Below are 15,069 nucleotides of genomic sequence, written 5' to 3'. Positions count from 1 at the left end.
GTGGGGCAAGAGCGTTTTGCTTACTTTTGCGCTCTTCAAAAGTGAGCCGCTGTAAGAGCGGAACCAATATCAAAATTCACCCAAAAAACGGATATGCCCCCACCCCCAGCATCACTCGTCCCCGCTATGCACCACCACCAAAAGCTGCGCCTGAACCTCCCCCACCGACCGAATCCGATGCGGCTTCTGCGCATTGAAATGCAACGCATCCCCCCGATTCAACACCACCCGCTCACTCATGAAGTCCACCTCAACCTGGCCCTCATGCACAAACAAAAACTCCTCCCCCAAATGCTCCTTGAAGGTCTTGTCGGTGAACTCCGCCGGCGGGTAAATGATAAACGGCAATAAACTGCGCTCACTGACCTGATGCGCCAGCACCGCATACCCTGGTGACGCATCGGTGCCCGACAACGCCTGCCGTTCGTGACTACGCACCAGGCTGTAACTGTCGAGACTGACGTTGTCTTCACTGAACAGCTCTTCAACCTTCACGTTCAACGCCTTGGCCAACTTCAGCGCCGCAGCAATCGACGGCGTATTCAACCCGCGCTCGACTTTCGACAGGTAACTCTTGGTCATCCCGGATTTTTCCGCGAGCAATTCCAAGGTCACGCCAAGTTTTTTTCTCAGTATTTTCAAACGGATAGACATGTGCAGCGGTTAATCCATTAAAGAGGCGATGATGAATGCTTGCCAATGACACTTTGTGTCATATAGTCTCTTTAGTGTCATTTGCGACGAACAAGGACACTGATATGGCCAAGACATTAGCACTCCCGAAAGACCAACTGGTCAAGCAAGCGCTGAGCCAGATGCAAAACACCCTGGCGGATAATACGTGGACCGACCGGCAAAAGCTGGCCCTCACCTGCCGGATCCTGTTCGAAAACGGCCACGACTCCGGCCTCGCCGGGCAGATCACCGCCCGTGGCCCGGCACCTGGCACTTATTACACCCAACAACTCGGCCTGGGTTTCGATGAAATCACCGCCAGCAACCTGCTGCTGGTCAACGAAGATCTGGAGGTGCTGGAAGGCCATGGCATGCCCAACCCGGCCAACCGTTTCCACAGCTGGGTGTACCGTGGTCGTCCGGATGTGAACTGCATCATCCACACTCATCCGACTCATATCGCTGCGTTGTCGATGCTGGAAGTGCCGCTGCAGGTATCGCACATGGACCTCTGCCCTTTGTACGAAGACTGCGCGTTTCTAGAAGCCTGGCCCGGCGTGCCGGTGGGCAACGAAGAGGGCGAAATCATCACCGCCGCCCTGGGGGATAAGCGCGCGATTCTGCTTTCTCACCACGGCCAATTGTCCACCGGAGCGAGCATCGAGGAAGCCTGTGTGATCGCACAGTTGATCGAACGTGCCGCCAAGTTGCAGCTGCTGGCGATGGCCGCTGGCACGATCAAACCGATCCTGCCGGAGCTGGGCCGCGAAGCCCATGACTGGATTTCCAAGCCCAAGCGCCATGGCGCCGCGTTCAACTACTACGCTCGGCAGAACCTGCGTCAACACGCCGATTGCCTGAACTGAAACCCTTTTTCGACCGGAGACCTTTCCATGTCCAGCCCTTCTATTCACGGCATTATCGGCTACACCATTACCCCGTTCAGCGCGGACGGCCAGCGCATTGACCTGGACGCCCTGGGGCTTTCAATCGACCGCCTGATCGACAGCGGCGTGCACGCTATCGCACCGTTGGGCAGCACCGGCGAAGGCGCCTACCTCAGCGATGCAGAGTGGGATGAAGTCGCCGCCTACAGCCTCCAGAAAGTGGGCAAACGCGTGCCGACCATCGTCAGCGTCTCCGACCTGACCACCGCCAAGGCCGTGCGTCGCGCGCAGTTTGCCGAAGCTCACGGTGCCGATGTGGTGATGGTGTTGCCGGCCTCGTATTGGAAACTCAGCGAGGCGGAAATCCTCGCTCACTACGCGGCCATTGGTGACAGCATCGGTGTGCCGATCATGCTCTACAACAACCCGGCCACCAGCGGCACCGACATGTCGGTGGACTTGATCCTGCGCATCGTTAACAGCGTCGACAACGTGACCATGGTCAAGGAAAGCACCGGGGATATTCAGCGCATGCACCAGTTGCATCGGCGCAGCGAGGGCCAAGTGCCGTTCTACAACGGCTGCAATCCGCTGGCACTGGAGGCGTTTGCCGCAGGGGCGAAGGGATGGTGCACGGCGGCGCCGAACCTGATTGCGCAGCTCAACCTGGATTTGTATGAAGCCGTGTTGGCCAATGATTTGGAGAAAGCGCGGGAACTGTTCTATCGCCAGTTGCCGCTGCTGGACTTCATCCTAAAAGGCGGCTTGCCGGCGACGATCAAGGCCGGTTTGCGGCTGACGGGGCTGGAGTCGGGTGACCCACGGTTGCCGGTGTTCCCGTTGGGTGAGGCTGGCCGTGTTCAGTTGCAAGCGCTACTGACCCTGTTGCGCTGAAACGCGATCCAAATGTGGGAGCGGGCTTGCTCGCGAAAGCGGTGGGTCAGTCAATTAATATGTCGACTGATTCACCGCTTTCGCGAGCAAGCCCGCTCCCACATTTAGTCCGCATCCCTGCGTAGAATTTCAATAGAGACAAATGACAATAATTCTCGATATCATTCGCGACTTTTCCACGTCGTGCTTCGCCAAGAAGGATATCCATGTCTCGTCTCAAGCCCGACCCGCTGTCGGCCGATGCCTTTCGCGGGTTTTATGCAGATATCCTGCATTTCCTGCGCAAGCGCACGGACAACGCCAGCGACGCGGCAGACATGACCCAGGATGTCTTCACCCAATGGCTGGACTACCGCGACCGGGCTCAGGTCGAGCAGCCACGGGCGTTTCTGTTCCAGATGGCGCGCAATCTGCTGCGCGATCACTGGCGCAAACAAAAGGTGCGGCACACCGTCCACCAGCAACAGGCCGAACTGGATGCCGAGCCTGTCAGCGACTCGCGAGACGATCCCATGGCCGCCGCGCAACGCCTGCAACGCCTGGAACAGTTGAAAGAAGTCCTCTCTGAACTCTCGCCCAGAAGACGAGAAGCCCTTATGCTGCATCGCTTCGAAGGCCTGAGCCAGGCACAGATCGCCGAGCGCATGGGCGTCTCGGTCAGCATGGTGGAAAAGCACATCGCTTTTGCCCTGCTGCATTGCAAGCAGCGACTTCAACAAGACCAGGGCAAGGAGCAGCCAGAATGACCCGCCTGAGCGATATCGACACCTGTGACATCGAGGCCAGCGACTCCATCGATGCCCAGGCCGCCAGCTGGTTTGCGCGCAACCGCAACGACACGGGTCGCGCCGACCGCAAGGCGTTTGCCGCCTGGCAATCCGAGCCGGCCCATGCCCGTGCCTACGCCGAATTCGAACAGCTGTGGGCCGACCTGGCCCAGTTGCAGCAACTGAACAAACCCACACCGCTGCCCGTGCGCAAGACACCCGCCTGGCGCCCGGCCCTGGCGGTAGCTGCCGCCCTGGTGTGTGCCCTGCTGACGAGCAACCTCGGCGCCCCGCGCGAGCTGTTCCACTCCCAGGTCGCGGCCCATGCCAAAGGGATGCGCACCTTGCATCTGCCCGATGGCAGCACCTTGTACGTCAACGCCAACACGCGCCTGCGGGTGGACTTCAACAGCCACCAGCGCATCGTGCATCTGGATCAGGGCCAGCTGTATATCGAGGTGGCACCCGATAAGGAACGGCCACTGTACGTGCAGGCCGGCGAAGCCAATGTGCGAGTGGTCGGCACCGGCTTTGATGTGCGGCGCAGCAAGCAGCAACTGGTGGTCAGCGTGGCCCACGGGCAAGTGGCGTTCGATCCGGATGCCAGGCTGCCGGCCACCCTGCTCGGCGCCGATCAGCGCGCTACGTTCAGTTATGCCAAGGGCACGCTGCAGCAGCAAACCCTCACTGCCGGCGAGGTCGCTGATTGGCGCGGCGGGCACGTGTCGTTTCGTAATCGCGAGCTGGCCAGCCTGATGGACGAGTTAAGCCTGTACCGGCCACAGGCGCCGTTGCTGGTGGACAGCGCGGTGGCGCAGTTGAAGGTCTCGGGCAATCTGGACGTGAATGATCCGGACGCCCTGCTCAACGCCCTGCCTGCCCTGCTGCCGGTAAAAACCGTGGCCCTGGCCGACGGCAACATCAGGATTGAGCCTCGAAAATAATCCCTCGACACGCTCATTTGAGAATATTTTGCATTCGCATGTGAGGATTATTTTTCCTGCCGCGTCTTCCTCGGGTCTGCGTTTGATACGCACACCTTTCTGGCCATTTGGCTACTCCGGGGGATTACATGTTTCGCGCGCCTTGCCACGTTCAGCACCTGTTTCTTCGACCCACCGCCATTGCCGCCTGCCTGGCCTTCAGCCTGAGTGCCCAGGCTGAGTCGTTCAAGCTGCAATTGCCGTCCCAGTCCCTGGCCACGTCCCTGAGCCAGGTGGCGCAGCAGGCGAAAATCCAGCTGCTGTTCGATGAAGCGCTGCTGAAAAACGTCCAGGCGCCGGCCCTCGATGGCGACTTCACACCAGAGGTGGCGATTCGCACCTTGCTCAACAACGGCGAGTTCGTGTTGCTCAAGGTCGGCAGCACCTACGTGGTACGCCCCGAAGAAGGCAAGACCACCAACAGCAGCGCGATCCAGCTGGAGGCCCTGAGCGTGATCGGCACCGGTAACGAGGTGGACTCCACCACCGTCGGCCGTTCCACCCTGAGCCAGGCCGACATCGACCGCTATCAGTCCAACAACATCCCCAGCCTGCTGCAAACCTTGCCCGGTATCAGCCAGGGCGGCTCCCTGAAGCCCGGCGGCCAGACCATCAACATCCGAGGTTTCGGCGACGCCGAAGACGTGCCGCTGACCGTCGATGGCGCCACCAAAAGCGGCTTTGAGCGCTACCAGCAGGGCACTGTGTTTATCGAGCCCGAGCTGATCAAAAGCATCGAAGTGGAGAAAGGCCCCAACTCGCCCTTCAGCGGCAACGGCGGCTTTGGCGGTACCGTCAACATGACCACCAAGGATGCCCCGGACCTGCTCAAGGACGGCCGCAACAGCGGCGCCATGCTCAAATACGGCTACTCCAGCAACGACCATGAACAGGTCTACAGCAGTGCAGTCTACGGGCGTACCGATGATGGCCGCTTCGACGCCCTGGCCTACCTGACCCAACGCGACGGCGGCGACATGAAGCTGGCCGCCACCCTGCCCAACGACAACAACCAGTACCCGATCAACCCCAAGCGCCTGCCCAACAGCGCCCAGAATGTGGACGGCAAACTGTTCAAGTTCAATGCTCACTTCACCGATGAGCAAAGCCTTGGCCTGTCGTATTCGCGCTCCAACAGCCAGCGCTGGACGCCCTTCTCTGCCGCCAGCTACCCGACACCGCCAACCCAGGCCAACATCGACCGCTATGGCTACGAAGCCGCGCTGAAACGCTTCCTGGCCAACCGCAATACCGTCGACACCACCTGGTCCGGCAAGTACGAATACCAGCCGATGAATAACCCGCTGGTGGACTTGACCATCAAGTATTCCGAATCCAATACCGATCAGACCGACGAGCGAGACGCTACGGCGTTTTTCCAGTTGGCCACTGGCGGGCGCAAGATGGACACCTCCTACAACGACAAGAACCTCGACGTACGCAACGTCAGCCTGTTTTCCACCGGTGCGTTGCAACACGCGGTGACCACCGGCGTACAGATCCGCAAGCACACCCGGGAAACCGAAATGTGGATGCCCGGCACCACCTACAACACCCCGAAATACAACTACGGGCACTTCCAGCCGGGCTTCATGCCCCACGGCAAGGTCGACACCAACAGCTTCTTTATCCAGGACGCGGTGACGCTGGGCGATGTGACCATTACCCCGTCGATGCGCTACGACCATGTGCGCAACCGCGGCGAAGCCAACGATGCGCCGTACTACAGCAACCCGGACCCGGCCATCGGCCACGACTACAGCGACCGCACCTACACCGGCTGGTCGCCGCGCCTCGCCGCCTACTGGACCATCACCCCGAACGTGGCGCTGTTTGCCAACTGGAGCCGTACCTGGCGCGCCCCGGTGATCGACGAGCAGTATGAAGTCCAGGGCCTGGGCAGCCGCACCGCCACCAGCCTGGACCTGGACCCCGAGCGCATCACCTCCATAACCCTCGGCAACGTCACCAGCTTCGGTGACGTGTTCACCCACGGCGACAACCTGCAACTGCGTACCACGCTGTTCCACAACAAGGTCGAAGACGAGATCTTCAAGGCCACGGGCGTGGGCTGCCAGAACCAGGCGGTCAATGGCGGGACGATTTCCAGCGCCTGCCCGCCGGGGGCGATGTCCAACTACCGCAACATCGGCGGCATGACCATCAAGGGCTTTGAGGCCGAGAGTTTCTACGACTCCACCTACGTGTTCGGCTCGGTGTCCTTCGCCTACACCACCGGCAAACACGAAGGCGCCTACACCAACCCGTGGGGTCCGGACGTCTGGGCACGGGACATTCCGCCGACCAAATGGGTAATCGTGCTCGGCACCAAGATCCCGAGCCTGGATGCGCAGGTGGGCTGGCAAGGGCAGTTCATCGGCGCCACCAGCCGTTTGCCAAGCGACAAGTATTCCGGCGGCCCGGGCACCAGCATCGGCGACCTGTTCTACGACCAGTACGGCAACAAGCGCTATAACACCCAGGGCCTGTTCGCCAGCTGGAAGCCGCAGCAGGCTTACCTCAAGGGCACCGAAGTCAACTTCACCGTGGACAACCTGTTCAACAACAACTTCCGCCCGGCCCTGAGCGGCGACCGCGCCTACACCAAAGGCCGGGATGCCAAGATCAGCGTGACGCGGTTCTTCTGACCCCACCTAATCAATGTGGGAGCGGGCTTGCTCGCGAAAGCGCTGGATCAGTCGGTACATGAGTTACCTGACACACCGCCTTCGCGAGCAAGCCCGCTCCCACATTCAGATCTTCTGCGCGCCATTCCTTGTATTCACAAGGCTGAGCTCTGGGGCGTGAACCCGCTGCTTGCTCAGATACCGCGTGCAACTCACCCGCAAAAACGAAGCAAAATTCACCACTTCGCCGCGGTAGTCCATCACCTCTTCATACAGCTTGGCGATCAGTTGATTGGTGGTCATGCCATCCACTTCGGCGATTTCGCTGAGGATGTCCCAGAACTGGTTTTCCAGGCGCACGGTGGTCACCACGCCGCAGATGCGCAGGGAGCGCGAGCGGGACTCGTAGAGAATCGGGTCAGCCTTGACGTACAGCTCGCACATGGCGATGACCTCCGCTTTACAGGGTGATTTTGGTGCCCAGCAGCCCGAGGAAGCCCGCGAGCCAGCTTGGGTGCGCCGGCCACGCCGGGGCAGTCACCAGATTGCCTTGAACGTGGCTGTCGGTCACCGGGATATCGATGAACGTACCGTCCGCCAATCGCACTTCCGGCCCGCACGCCGGGTAGGCGCTGCACTCACGGCCTTCCAGAATGCCGGCAGCGGCCAGCAGTTGCGCACCGTGGCACACAGCAGCGATGGGCTTGCCGGCCAGGTCGAACGCCTTGACCAGTTGCAGGACTTTCTCGTTCAGGCGCAGGTACTCGGGCGCACGGCCGCCGGGCACCAGCAACGCGTCGTAGTCGGCAGCGTCGACCTTGGCAAAATCCGCGTTCAGGGTAAACAGGTGCCCGGGCTTTTCGCTGTAGGTCTGGTCGCCTTCGAAGTCGTGGATCGCCGTGCGTACGGTCTGGCCGGCGGACTTGTCCGGGCACACGGCGTGCACGGTATGCCCCACCATCAGCAGCGCCTGGAACGGCACCATCACTTCATAGTCTTCGACGTAATCGCCGACCAGCATCAGGATTTTCTTCGCGGCCATGGGACATTCCTCCGGTTGAACGGTTGGGCAGACAGGAGTAGCCAAGATAGACCTGTGCCGATGAGCCGGGTAATGGCCCGCTACTACATCATTGTGGACCGGCCCTCTGTAGGAGCGAGCTTGCTCGCGAAGCACGTTAACGATAACGCGGGGAGCCAGACAGCCTGCGGCGCTCTCAGGTTTTTCGCGAGCAAGCTCGCTCCTACACAAACTGTACGGTCCAATCTGCACCCAGCTGTAAGCGCGCGTTTGCGGGGCTTTGTGGCTAGATGAACGTCCACCTCCGGCCCATTCGATTCTGGTTCCTTCCATGAGCTCCCGCGAAAATACCGGCATGGCCCTCGGCCTGCTGGGCGTCGTCATCTTCAGCCTCACCCTGCCCTTCACCCGTATCGTGGTGCAGGAAATCCACCCGCTGCTCAATGGCCTGGGCCGGGCGTTGTTTGCAGCGGTGCCGGCGGCGGCGCTGTTGCTATGGCGACGTGAGCGCTGGCCCACCTGGCGCCAGGTGCGCGGGCTGACGTTGGTGATTGCCGGGGTAATCCTGGGCTTCCCGGTGCTGTCGGCCTGGGCCATGCAAACCTTGCCCGCTTCCCATGGCGCACTGGTCAATGGTTTGCAGCCGCTGTGCGTGGCGCTGTATGCCGCGTGGTTGTCCCATGAGCGGCCATCGAAGGCGTTCTGGGCCTGCGCGGCGCTGGGCAGTGCGCTGGTGCTGAGTTATGCGTTGATCACCGGAGCCGGCAGCATCCAGGCGGGCGACCTGTTGATGCTCGGGGCGATTGCCGTGGGTGGCCTGGGTTACGCAGAAGGCGGCCGGTTGGCCAAGGAGATGGGCGGCTGGCAGGTAATCTGCTGGGCGCTGGTGCTGTCGACGCCGGTATTGATCGGACCGGTGGCGTACCTGGCGCTGCAACACGAGGGGCCGATTTCCATACGCACCTGGTGGGCGTTTGGTTATGTGTCACTGTTTTCGCAGTTCCTGGGGTTCTTTGCGTGGTACGCCGGATTGGCCATGGGTGGCATCGCCCGGGTCAGCCAGATTCAGCTGTTGCAGATCTTTTTCACCATCGCGTTTTCCGCGCTGTTTTTTGGTGAACACATCGAGCCGATCACCTGGCTGTTTGCCTGCGGGGTAATTGTGACGGTGATGTTGGGGCGCAAGACCAGCGTGAAGCCTGCGCCAGCTCCCAAACCCAGCGCAGTCTAATGTGGGAGCGGGCTTGCTCGCGAATGCGGTGGATCAGTTGATACATCAGGTGACTGACACACCGCTTTCGCGAGCAAGCCCGCTCCCACATGTTTGATTTGCGTCGTACTCAGGCGAGGTAACCGTCCGACCGCAGCAGGGTTTCGAGGCAATGTTCGGTGATGGTGTAGAACGCCTTGAGCTCCTGGATTTTCACCAGGAGTTGCGCGTTATCCACCGGTTCGGCGCGCTTCACGGCAAGGATCATTTTGTTTTTGTTGGTGTGTTCCAACGAGATGAACTCAAACACCTTGGTCTCATAACCGCAGGCTTCAAGGAACAGCGCACGCAGGCTGTCGGTGACCATTTCCGCCTGCAGGCCCAGGTGCAGGCCGTATTGCAGCATCGGCTTGAGCAGCGCCGGGCTCTGGATTTGCAGGCGAATCTGCTTATGGCAGCACGGCGAGCACATGATGATCGACGCCCCGGAGCGGATGCCGGTGTGAATCGCGTAGTCGGTGGCGATGTCGCAGGCATGCAGGGCGATCATTACGTCCAGTTCGCTGGGCGCGACGCTGCGCACATCCCCGCACTTGAACACCAGCCCCGGGTGGTCCAGGCGGGCGGCGGCGTTGTTGCACAGGGTCACCATGTCTTCGCGCAGTTCCACACCGGTCACTTCACCCTCGGCGTTGAGGGTGTTGCGCAAGTAGTCGTGGATCGCAAACGTCAGGTAGCCCTTGCCCGAACCAAAGTCCGCGACCCGCACCGGCTGGTCCAGCTTCAGCGGGGACGTGGTCAGCGCATGGCTGAACACTTCGATGAATTTGTTGATCTGCTTCCACTTGCGCGACATCGCCGGGATCAGCTCGTGCCTGGCGTTGGTCACGCCAAGGTCAGCGAGGAAGGGCCGGGTCAGGTCCAGGAAGCGATTCTTCTCGCGGTTGTGCTCGGCAGACGGTGCTTCGCGCAATTGTTGCGGCTTGCTTTTGAACAGCGAGCTTTTGTTCTTCTTGCTGTATTCCAGCTGGGCTTCGTCGGTCACCGACAGCAGGTGCGCGTTCTTGAACGAGGCCGGCAACAGCTCGGCAATCGCAGCCACACCGTCAGGCAGGGAGAAGTTCTTGGTGATATCGCGGGTCTTGTAGCGGTAGACGAAGGACAGGCAAGGCTGATCCTTGACCGTCAGCTGTTTGATGATCAGCTTCTGAAGATCAGGCTCGGTGCCGACGTACTTGGCCAGCACCAGCTTGATAAAGGCGTTTTGCTCAAGGCTCGCGCTCAGCAGTTCGAGGAACTGCGCGTGGTGATCCGGCGCGGAGCTGGCAGGTTTAGCGGTGGCAGACATGAACAAAAACGCCTCGGGCAGGGAATGCCGGGAATTTTACACTACTCCAACACCACCAACCGATTCGGCAGCTCATTGCGCGCGTGGGTCACCGGCACATGCTCCTTGAGCAACACCCCGCAGGCTTCAATGCAGCTGATAAACCCGGCCAACGTCTGGCCTTGCTTCACCTGCTGGGTGAACTGCTTGACGATCGCATCCCAACTGCTGTCATCCAGGCGACTGGAAATGCCCTTGTCCACCAGGATTTCCACATACCGCTCGGCCTCACTGACAAAAATCAGCACCCCGGTACTGCCCAGTGTGTGGTGCAGGTGCTGCTCGAGAAACTGCCGCCGTGCCAGGTTGGACGCGCGCCAGTGGCGTACAGAGCGCGGGATCAGCCGCGTGGTCACCTTGGGCAACCGGAACACCAGGCACAGCACGACGAACGTGCCCCACTGCGCCAGCAGCAAGGTGTACATGGTCAGCCAGCCCGACAGGTAGTGAATGATCCCCGGCACCACCAGCGCCACCAGGCTGGCCCACAACAGCGGGATGTAGGCGTAGTCGTCGGCACGGGCCGCGAGCACGGTCACCAGTTCGGCGTCGGTCTGTTGCTCGACCCGGGCGATCGCCTCGGCGACCTGGCGTTGCTCGTGTTGACTCAGTAATGCCATGGTTGTTGATGCTCTCTCGTTATTGTCATTACCAGCCGCCCGAGGCGCCACCGCCACCGAAACCACCGCCGCCGCCCCTGAAGCCACCGCCACCGCCGCCTCCCCCACCGCCGCGACCGCTGCTGCTGAGAATCGCCAGCAGGATAGCGCCAACGGGCAGGCCCATGCGATTGCACAGCCACAGCACCGCCAGCAACAGGATAAACAGACCAATGGAAATGCCCGGGTTTTGCTTGGCGAAGTTGGCCTCGGACACATGCGCCGGCACCGCCAGCGGATCGCCGCCCACCACCTGCAGCATCGCCGCCACGCCGTCGCTGATGCCCTTGCTGTAGTTGCCCGCCTTGAATGCCGGGGCGATCACCTGGTTGATGACCACCCAGGATTGCGCATCCGTGAGTACGCCTTCCAGGCCGTAACCCACTTCGATACGGATCTTGTGCTCATCCCGGGCGACGATCAGCAGTGCGCCGTTGTCCTTGCCCTTCTGGCCGATGCCCCACGCGCGGCCCAGTTGATAACCGAAGTCTTCAATGGGCACGCCTTGCAGGTCCGGCACGGTGACCACCACGATCTGGTCACCGCTGGTTTGCTCCAGCGCCTGCAATTGCTGGGTCAGCTGCTCGCGCACGGCCGGGTCGATCATCTGGGCGTTGTCGACCACCCGTCCGGTCAGGGCCGGAAAGTTAAGGGCGGCCTGGGCGGTCAGGCTAAAGGCCAGCAGCACCGCCGCCAGCAACCAAGCGCGCTTGCCCATCAGAATTTCACTTGCGGCGCTTTATCGGCATCGGCACTGGTGGCCTCGAAGTTGGCGCGGACCGGCAAGTCGCTGTACATCACGCTGTGCCACAGGCGGCCCGGGAAGGTACGGATCTCGGTGTTGTAGGCCTGTACCGCCTGGATAAAGTCGCGACGGGCCACGGCGATGCGATTTTCGGTGCCTTCAAGTTGCGATTGCAGGGCCAGGAAGTTCTGGTTGGCCTTCAGGTCCGGGTAACGCTCGGACACCACCATCAAGCGGCTGAGTGCACCGCTCAAGCCGTCCTGGGCTTGCTGGAACTGCTTGAGTTTTTCCGGGTTGTCGAGGGTGCTGGCGTCCACCTGGATCGAGGTGGCCTTGGCCCGCGCTTCGATCACGGCGGTCAGGGTGTCCTGTTCATGGGCGGCATAGCCCTTGACCACTTCCACCAGGTTGGGGATCAGGTCGGCGCGCCGCTGGTACTGGTTCTGCACCTGGGCCCAGGCCGCCTTGGCCTGTTCATCCAGGGTCGGGATCTTGTTGATGCCGCAACCGCTCAGCACGGTGCTCACCAGTATCAATGCCACGGCCTTCCAGCCCCAACGGTAACCTTGTGCTGCTTGCATGGTGTTTCTCCTGCCAAACCTATGAAATGTACCGACTGACGCGTTAGCTACGGGCTTAGGGCATAATCCGCCACCACCCACTGGATTGCATCGAGCCAATCAGCTAAAAGATGCCCAGCGCCAATAAGAGTTCAGAAGTGTGCTGCATTTATCTGAACAACACCCGAACAACAATAGACGCTCTCCGGTCCCAAGGCTGCGAGAAAGGATTTTCATGAAGAAGCTGTGTTTGCTGGGCCTTGTTGTCAGTTTGGCCACTCATTCCGTATTTGCCGAAACAAAGCCCGCAGTACTCAAGGACAAAGACGCCTTCGTCAGTGACCTGCTCAAGCAAATGACCCTCGATGAAAAGATCGGCCAGTTGCGCCTGATCAGCATCGGCCCTGAAATGCCCCGCGAGCTGATCCGCAAGGAAATCGCCGCCGGTCGCATCGGTGGTACCTTCAATTCCATCACCCGTCCGGAAAACCGTCCGATGCAGGACGCGGCCATGCGCAGCCGGTTGAAGATCCCGATGTTCTTCGCTTATGACGTGATCCACGGCCACCGCACGATTTTCCCGATCAGCCTGGCCCTGGCCTCCAGCTGGGACATGGACGCCATCGGCCGCTCCGGGCGCGTCGCCGCTCAGGAAGCCGCCGCCGACAGCCTCGACATCACCTTTGCACCGATGGTCGACATCTCCCGCGACCCGCGCTGGGGCCGTACGTCCGAAGGTTTTGGCGAAGACACCTACCTGACCTCGCGCATTGCCGAAGTGATGGTCAAGGCGTTCCAGGGCACCAGCCCCGCCAAGGCCGACAGCATCATGGCCAGCGTCAAGCACTTCGCCCTGTATGGCGCGGTGGAAGGCGGTCGCGACTACAACGTGGTCGACATGAGCCCGGTCAAGATGTACCAGGACTACCTGCCGCCCTACCACGCCGCGATCAAGGCCGGTGCCGGCGGGGTGATGGTTGCGCTGAACTCGATCAACGGCGTGCCAGCCACCGCCAACACCTGGCTGATGAACGACCTGTTGCGCAAGGACTGGGGCTTCAAGGGCCTGGCCGTAAGCGACCATGGCGCGATCTTCGAGCTGATCAAGCACGGCGTGGCCAAGGACGGGCGTGAAGCCGCCAAGCTGGCGATCAAGGCCGGCATCGACATGAGCATGAACGACTCGCTCTACGGCAAGGAATTGCCCGGCCTGCTGAAATCCGGCGAGATCGAACAGAGCGATATCGACAACGCCGTGCGCGAAGTGCTTGGCGCCAAGTACGACATGGGCCTGTTCGCCGACCCGTACCTGCGCATCGGCAAGGCCGAGGATGACCCGGTCGACACCTACGCCGAAAGCCGCCTGCACCGCGCCGACGCACGTGACGTGGCACGCCGCAGCCTGGTGCTGCTGAAAAACCAGAACAACGCCCTGCCGCTGAAAAAGAGCGCGACCATCGCCCTGGTCGGCCCGCTGGCCAAGGCGCCGATCGACATGATGGGCAGCTGGGCCGCTGCCGGTAAACCCGCGCAATCGGTGACCCTGCTGGACGGCATGGATGCCGTGATCGGCGAAAAAGGCAAAGTGATCTATGCCCGTGGCGCCAACATCACCAATGACAAGAAAGTCGTCGACTACCTCAACTTCCTGAACTTCGATGCCCCGGAAGTGGTGGATGACCCGCGCTCGTCCCAGGCGATGATCGACGAAGCGGTCAAGGCCGCCAAGGACGCCGACGTAGTGGTTGCCGCCGTGGGCGAATCCCGTGGCATGTCCCACGAGTCGTCGAGCCGCACCGACCTGAGCATCCCACAGAGCCAGCGCGACCTGATCAAGGCCTTGAAAGCCACCGGCAAACCGCTGGTGCTGGTGTTGATGAACGGCCGTCCGCTGTCGATTGTGGAAGAGAACGAACAGGCTGATGCGATCCTCGAAACCTGGTTCGCCGGTACCGAAGGCGGCAACGCAATCGCTGACGTGCTATTCGGCGACTACAACCCGTCGGGCAAGCTGCCGATCACCTTCCCGCGTTCGGTGGGGCAGATTCCGACCTACTACAACCACCTGAGCATTGGCCGGCCGTTCACCCCGGGCAAGCCGGGCAACTACACCTCCCAGTACTTCGATGACACCACCGGGCCGCTGTTTCCGTTTGGTTATGGCTTGAGCTACACCCGCTTCAGCCTTTCAGACATGGCGCTGTCGTCCACCACCCTGAACAAGACCGGCAAGCTCGACGCCACCGTGGTGGTGAAAAACACCGGCAAGGTCGATGGCGAAACCGTGGTGCAGCTGTACATCCAGGACGTGGCCGGCTCGATGATCCGCCCGGTCAAGGAATTGAAGAACTTCCAGAAGATCATGCTCAAGGCTGGCGAAGAGCGCGCGGTGCACTTCACCATCACCGAGGAAGACTTGAAGTTCTACAACACCCAACTGAAGTTCGCGGCTGAGCCGGGCGAGTTCAATGTACAGATCGGGTTGGATTCCCAGGATGTGAAGCAGCAGAGCTTCGAACTGCTCTAACGTCTTGCTCGGTCAACATGTGGGAGCGGGCTTGCTCGCGAATGCGGTGTGTCAGTCAATGGAAGTTTGGCTGATCCACCGCTTTCGCGAGCAAGCCCGCTCCCACATTTGATTGGGGTGTTCTGGC

13 protein-coding genes and 1 pseudogene are annotated in these 15,069 nt (G+C 61.0%); 7 read left to right on the top strand and 7 right to left on the bottom strand.

Going from position 1 to position 15,069, the window contains the following annotated elements; translation table 11 throughout:
• Positions 1 to 111: 111 nt before the first annotated feature.
• Positions 112 to 654, bottom strand: coding sequence for a helix-turn-helix domain-containing protein (locus tag NVB75_RS26965; RefSeq protein WP_258344100.1), 543 nt, complete (start codon positions 652 to 654; stop codon positions 112 to 114).
• A 104-nt stretch (positions 655 to 758) separates the two neighbouring features.
• Here NVB75_RS26965 and NVB75_RS26960 point away from each other — a divergent pair, with 104 nt between their 5' ends.
• The 5 genes from NVB75_RS26960 (at position 759) to NVB75_RS26940 (ending at position 6,854) form a co-directional block, all read left to right on the top strand.
• Entirely contained in the window at positions 759 to 1,541 is a 783-nt protein-coding gene (locus NVB75_RS26960; RefSeq protein ID WP_258344099.1) for an aldolase, read from the top strand.
• Positions 1,542 to 1,568: 27 nt separating this feature from the next.
• On the top strand, positions 1,569 to 2,456 hold the full coding sequence (locus NVB75_RS26955) for a dihydrodipicolinate synthase family protein (RefSeq protein ID WP_258344098.1): 888 nt from the start codon (positions 1,569 to 1,571) through the stop codon (positions 2,454 to 2,456).
• Positions 2,457 to 2,662: 206 nt separating this feature from the next.
• Positions 2,663 to 3,202 carry an RNA polymerase sigma factor gene (locus NVB75_RS26950; protein ID WP_258344097.1) on the top strand — a complete coding sequence of 180 codons (540 nt, stop codon included), beginning with the start codon at positions 2,663 to 2,665 and terminating at the stop codon, positions 3,200 to 3,202.
• A complete protein-coding gene (locus NVB75_RS26945) occupies positions 3,199 to 4,167 on the top strand; it encodes a FecR domain-containing protein (protein WP_258344096.1) in 969 nt (322 codons plus the stop codon). Before NVB75_RS26950 ends, NVB75_RS26945 begins: the two co-directional genes overlap by 4 nt.
• 128 nt (positions 4,168 to 4,295) lie before the next feature.
• Positions 4,296 to 6,854, top strand: coding sequence for a TonB-dependent receptor (locus NVB75_RS26940; RefSeq protein ID WP_258344095.1), 2,559 nt, complete (start codon positions 4,296 to 4,298; stop codon positions 6,852 to 6,854).
• A gap of 105 nt (positions 6,855 to 6,959) precedes the next feature.
• Here NVB75_RS26940 and NVB75_RS26935 read toward each other — a convergent pair whose 3' ends face one another.
• On the bottom strand, positions 6,960 to 7,277 hold the full coding sequence (locus tag NVB75_RS26935) for a ribbon-helix-helix domain-containing protein (RefSeq protein WP_003209138.1): 318 nt from the start codon (positions 7,275 to 7,277) through the stop codon (positions 6,960 to 6,962).
• A 16-nt stretch (positions 7,278 to 7,293) separates the two neighbouring features.
• The gene (locus NVB75_RS26930) at positions 7,294 to 7,875 is read right to left on the bottom strand and encodes a DJ-1/PfpI family protein (protein ID WP_258344094.1); all 582 of its coding nucleotides are present in this window, start codon (positions 7,873 to 7,875) and stop codon (positions 7,294 to 7,296) included.
• Positions 7,876 to 8,185: 310 nt separating this feature from the next.
• Between NVB75_RS26930 and NVB75_RS26925 the strand changes: the two are divergent.
• Positions 8,186 to 9,182, top strand: a pseudogene (locus NVB75_RS26925) (DMT family transporter).
• Between the two features lie 12 nt (positions 9,183 to 9,194).
• Here NVB75_RS26925 and NVB75_RS26920 read toward each other — a convergent pair.
• Genes NVB75_RS26920 through NVB75_RS26905 form a run of 4 tightly spaced genes read right to left on the bottom strand, consistent with a single transcriptional unit; the run spans position 9,195 to position 12,436 of the window.
• Positions 9,195 to 10,412 (bottom strand): SAM-dependent methyltransferase, encoded by a 1,218-nt coding sequence (locus tag NVB75_RS26920; protein ID WP_258344092.1) that lies wholly within the window; start codon positions 10,410 to 10,412, stop codon positions 9,195 to 9,197.
• A 41-nt stretch (positions 10,413 to 10,453) separates the two neighbouring features.
• Positions 10,454 to 11,071 (bottom strand): TPM domain-containing protein, encoded by a 618-nt coding sequence (locus NVB75_RS26915; RefSeq protein WP_177027273.1) that lies wholly within the window; start codon positions 11,069 to 11,071, stop codon positions 10,454 to 10,456.
• 28 nt (positions 11,072 to 11,099) lie between these two features.
• Positions 11,100 to 11,828, bottom strand: coding sequence for a YgcG family protein (locus NVB75_RS26910; protein ID WP_258344090.1), 729 nt, complete (start codon positions 11,826 to 11,828; stop codon positions 11,100 to 11,102).
• Complete coding sequence (locus tag NVB75_RS26905; RefSeq protein WP_003209150.1) at positions 11,828 to 12,436, bottom strand: LemA family protein; 609 nt, start codon at positions 12,434 to 12,436, stop codon at positions 11,828 to 11,830. The genes NVB75_RS26910 and NVB75_RS26905 overlap by 1 nt, the downstream gene beginning before the upstream one ends.
• A gap of 214 nt (positions 12,437 to 12,650) precedes the next feature.
• Here NVB75_RS26905 and bglX point away from each other — a divergent pair, with 214 nt between their 5' ends.
• On the top strand, positions 12,651 to 14,942 hold the full coding sequence (gene bglX / locus NVB75_RS26900) for a beta-glucosidase BglX (RefSeq protein WP_258344088.1): 2,292 nt from the start codon (positions 12,651 to 12,653) through the stop codon (positions 14,940 to 14,942).
• The last annotated feature ends 127 nt before the right edge of the window (positions 14,943 to 15,069 follow it).

This window comes from Pseudomonas sp. CBS (assembly GCF_024734645.1).
Lineage (GTDB): Bacteria > Pseudomonadota > Gammaproteobacteria > Pseudomonadales > Pseudomonadaceae > Aquipseudomonas.
Note: the sequence above shows the minus strand (reverse complement) of the source record. Positions and strands in the feature narration are given on the sequence as shown.

Bases quoted from the DNA above. Each gene is read 5' to 3' on its own strand.
- NVB75_RS26915 (WP_177027273.1), bottom strand. From the start codon at position 11,071: ATGGCATTACTGAGTCAACACGAGCAACGCCAGGTCGCCGAGGCGATC.
- NVB75_RS26935 (WP_003209138.1), bottom strand. From the start codon at position 7,277: ATGTGCGAGCTGTACGTCAAGGCTGACCCGATTCTCTACGAGTCCCGC.
- NVB75_RS26930 (WP_258344094.1), bottom strand. From the start codon at position 7,875: ATGGCCGCGAAGAAAATCCTGATGCTGGTCGGCGATTACGTCGAAGAC.
- NVB75_RS26945 (WP_258344096.1), top strand. From the start codon at position 3,199: ATGACCCGCCTGAGCGATATCGACACCTGTGACATCGAGGCCAGCGAC.
- NVB75_RS26950 (WP_258344097.1), top strand. From the start codon at position 2,663: ATGTCTCGTCTCAAGCCCGACCCGCTGTCGGCCGATGCCTTTCGCGGG.
- NVB75_RS26910 (WP_258344090.1), bottom strand. From the start codon at position 11,828: ATGGGCAAGCGCGCTTGGTTGCTGGCGGCGGTGCTGCTGGCCTTTAGC.
- NVB75_RS26955 (WP_258344098.1), top strand. From the start codon at position 1,569: ATGTCCAGCCCTTCTATTCACGGCATTATCGGCTACACCATTACCCCG.
- NVB75_RS26940 (WP_258344095.1), top strand. From the start codon at position 4,296: ATGTTTCGCGCGCCTTGCCACGTTCAGCACCTGTTTCTTCGACCCACC.
- NVB75_RS26965 (WP_258344100.1), bottom strand. From the start codon at position 654: ATGTCTATCCGTTTGAAAATACTGAGAAAAAAACTTGGCGTGACCTTG.
- NVB75_RS26905 (WP_003209150.1), bottom strand. From the start codon at position 12,436: ATGCAAGCAGCACAAGGTTACCGTTGGGGCTGGAAGGCCGTGGCATTG.
- bglX (WP_258344088.1), top strand. From the start codon at position 12,651: ATGAAGAAGCTGTGTTTGCTGGGCCTTGTTGTCAGTTTGGCCACTCAT.
- NVB75_RS26920 (WP_258344092.1), bottom strand. From the start codon at position 10,412: ATGTCTGCCACCGCTAAACCTGCCAGCTCCGCGCCGGATCACCACGCG.
- NVB75_RS26960 (WP_258344099.1), top strand. From the start codon at position 759: ATGGCCAAGACATTAGCACTCCCGAAAGACCAACTGGTCAAGCAAGCG.